Source organism: Monashia sp. HAY1-5C (assembly GCF_056755255.1).
Window position 1 is genome coordinate 1 of the sequence record NZ_JBPGXG010000235.1, and the last position, 2,958, is coordinate 2,958.

At 70.5% G+C, this 2,958-nt stretch carries 1 protein-coding gene; it reads right to left on the bottom strand.

What is annotated here, in order from left to right; all coding sequences use genetic code 11:
- Nucleotides 1–90 precede the first annotated feature (90 nt).
- Nucleotides 91–2,766 (bottom strand): ricin-type beta-trefoil lectin domain protein, encoded by a 2,676-nt coding sequence (locus ACR9ZK_RS21175; RefSeq protein ID WP_481343941.1) that lies wholly within the window; start codon nt 2,764–2,766, stop codon nt 91–93.
- Nucleotides 2,767–2,958 lie beyond the last annotated feature (192 nt).

The window sequence follows — 2,958 nt, forward strand, 5'->3', positions numbered from 1 at the left end:
CCCCCCCCCCCCCCCCCCCCCCCCCCCCCCCCCCCCCCCCCCCCCCCCCCCCCCCCCCCCCCCCCCCCCCCCCCCCCGCGACCGTAGGGGTCAGGCCGGCAGGTTCCACCGTTGGCTCGTGCTGCTGTCACAGGTCTCGATCACGAGCGTGGTGCCGTTGCTCGTGCCGTCGTCCAGGGTCGCGAGGCACTTGCCGAACGCTTTCAGCTCACCGGTGTCCTTCTCGTACGTCCACTGCTGCGATGGGCCGCCGTTGCACGTATAGATCTGCACGGGTGTCCCGTCCGCATCGGAGCCGCCGCGCACGTCCATGCACTTGCCGGCGGCCATCACTGTGCCGTTTCCGGGACGCGTCCAGGCCTGCGCGGGGCTGCCGTTGCAGTCCCAGATCTGGAGCGCCGTCCCGTCACTGGTGTTGCCCCACTGGATGTCCACGCATCGGCTGGGCGCAGCGGCCGAGGTGATCGGTCCGGTGCAGCTGGACGGCTGGGCCGTCGGCGCCGGGTGCCGGGTCGGGAGCTGCAGCGGCGTGGCGCCGGAGACCCGGTGCACCGTGCCGGAGCCGTCGCGAACCGCCACCGGGGCCCCGGAGCGCAGGGTCAGGGTCGTGCTCTGCTGTCCGACGGAGATGTCGAAGGTGCTGCCGTGCCACTTCACGCCGGTGACGTCGACGCCGGGCAGCTGGGTCGGCAGGAACGGATCCACGGTGACGGCGTCGGTTCCCCAGCGCAACCCGGTCAACCCGTAGAGGAACACCTGCAGGTACCCGCCCTGGCCGGTGGCGAAGTTGAACGCCCCGCCGTTGCGGCTCTCGTACCACTGGTCGAACGGCGCCGTGAGGAACGGGGTCGCGCTGCTCTTCAGGTAGGAGTAGGTCGTGCAGCCCGAGGAGCCGAGGGCGGCACTGTCGATGGCGGCGATGGCGTCCGTCATCGAGGGGCCGTTCCAGTCGGTGCGCGCGGCGTAGTAGTCGAGGTCGTTCTGGGCCACGGCGTCCGGCATCGGGACATTCCAGGGGTACTGCAGCAGGGTGACGTCGGCCTGCTTGACCGTCTGGCCGGCGTAGCCGTCGAACTCGGGGTGGATGTTCAGCGTCGTGTCCACCGGGATCTTCAGGCCGTCGGCGACCTTGCTCCACGCCGGGTCGGCGGTCCGGCCGAGGATCTGTGCCGCTTCGGTCGCGATGCGCAGGGACGCCTGTGCGCCGGCATTGGTGGTCACACTGTTGTTGACGTTGTCGTGGTACTCGTCCGGGCCCATGACGTCGTTGATGTCGTACCCGCCGGACCCGTCCGACACGGCGCGGGTGGCCCAGTAGTCGGCGATGCCCTTGAGGACGGGCCACGCCTTGTCGCGCAGCCAGGCCGTGTCGCCGCTCGCCTGGTAGTACTGCCACTGCGCCAGGGCGATGTCGGAGTTGATGTGGATCTCGGACTCGCCCATGGGCCACGGCGGCGGCGTCTGCTCCGAGCCGGTCAGCGCGCTCTCCCAGGGGAACTTCGCGCCCTTGATCGGGTGGCTGGACGTCGACAGCTGTGCGGCGGCGAGGTTGGCCGGGTGCAGCAGCTTCTGCCGGTACGTGTTTGCGCCGACCGCGATGTCGGGGTACTGGGCGAGGAGAGCCGGGTACATCCAGGTCTCCATGTCCCAGAAGACGTGACCGTTGTAGCCGTCCGAGGACAGCCCGCCCGGGCTGGCGCTCCAGGTCACACCGGGACGCATGCTGGTGAGCAGGTAGAACATGGACGCGTTGATCTGCCTGCTCATGGCCGTGTCACCGGGGATCGAGATGCTGGACTGCCACAGACGTGCCCACTCCTGGTTGTTGCGAGCGAGCGTGCTCGGGTAGCCGTTGCTGGCGGCACGCGCGGCCGTGGTCGCGGCGGCCTCCTGCGGGGTCGCGGCAGAAAGCTTCCGGTCGGTGTCGACGCTCGAGGCGATGCCGACGAACTTCGTGACCTGGATCGGCTGCTCGGCCTGGACCGGGAAGGTCGCGCTCTGCCCGGCGGTGCCGTCCTCGGCCGCGGGGATCGCCTGGGTGGGCACGGTCTTCCCGTCGACGCGCAGCACCGAGCTCAGTCCGGCGGTGACCAGCTCCCGTTTGGACATCACGGTCTCCGACAGCGTCCCCGTCCTGCCGTCCACGCGGGGGTCGGTGGCGGATGCCTTGGCCAGGCCCCGGCCGTCGAACGCGTCCACGGCGACCGCTGTTCCACTCCAGTGCGGCACCGCCCGCAGGCTCACCGTGCCCAGATGGCCGTCCGCGCGGTTGGCGCTGACCTCGTAGGTGAAGCTCGTGGTGTCACCAGCTGGTGAGGTCCAGTCGTACGAGGTGGTCAGCACCCCGGTGCGAAAGTCGATCGACTGCTGGTACTTGCTGGTGGCGCCGTCCGTGGCGGGGTCGATCGCCGGCGGCTGGCCGCCGCCGCTGCGGCCGAAGCGCAGTGTGGTCCAGGTCGGCAGGCTGGCCCGTTCCTCGATCTTGGTGTCCGAGAGGCCGTAGAAGCCCGCGAGCTGCGACTGCGTGGTGATGGGCGTGCTGCTGAATCCCTGACCTGCCGCCGGCACCCGCGCCGCGAGGTAGCCGTTGCCGACGAACGTCGGCGCATAGTTCTTCGACGGGTCGGTGGTGCTCAGCACCCAGGCGTCGCCGGAGCCGGCGGCCGCCTGGAGCGGCACGGTGGTGTCGGCCGAGGCTGGTGTCCCCACGGTGCCCAGCAGCAGGCAGCCGAGCGCCGGTACGACCCACAGCTTGCTGGTGATCACGCGTGAACGGCGATGGGGACGAGCGGGCACAGTTTGACGGCCGGGGCTGGGCGGTGGAGGTTCGATGGTGCTGCGAGGGTGGCTCATGGGTGTTCCTTCTTCGGGTCGGGTGGGGTCAGGCTCCCCGCCCCCGCCCTGCACGGCGCCGGTTCGCCCTGTCTCTTATACACATCTGACGCTGCCGACGACGGA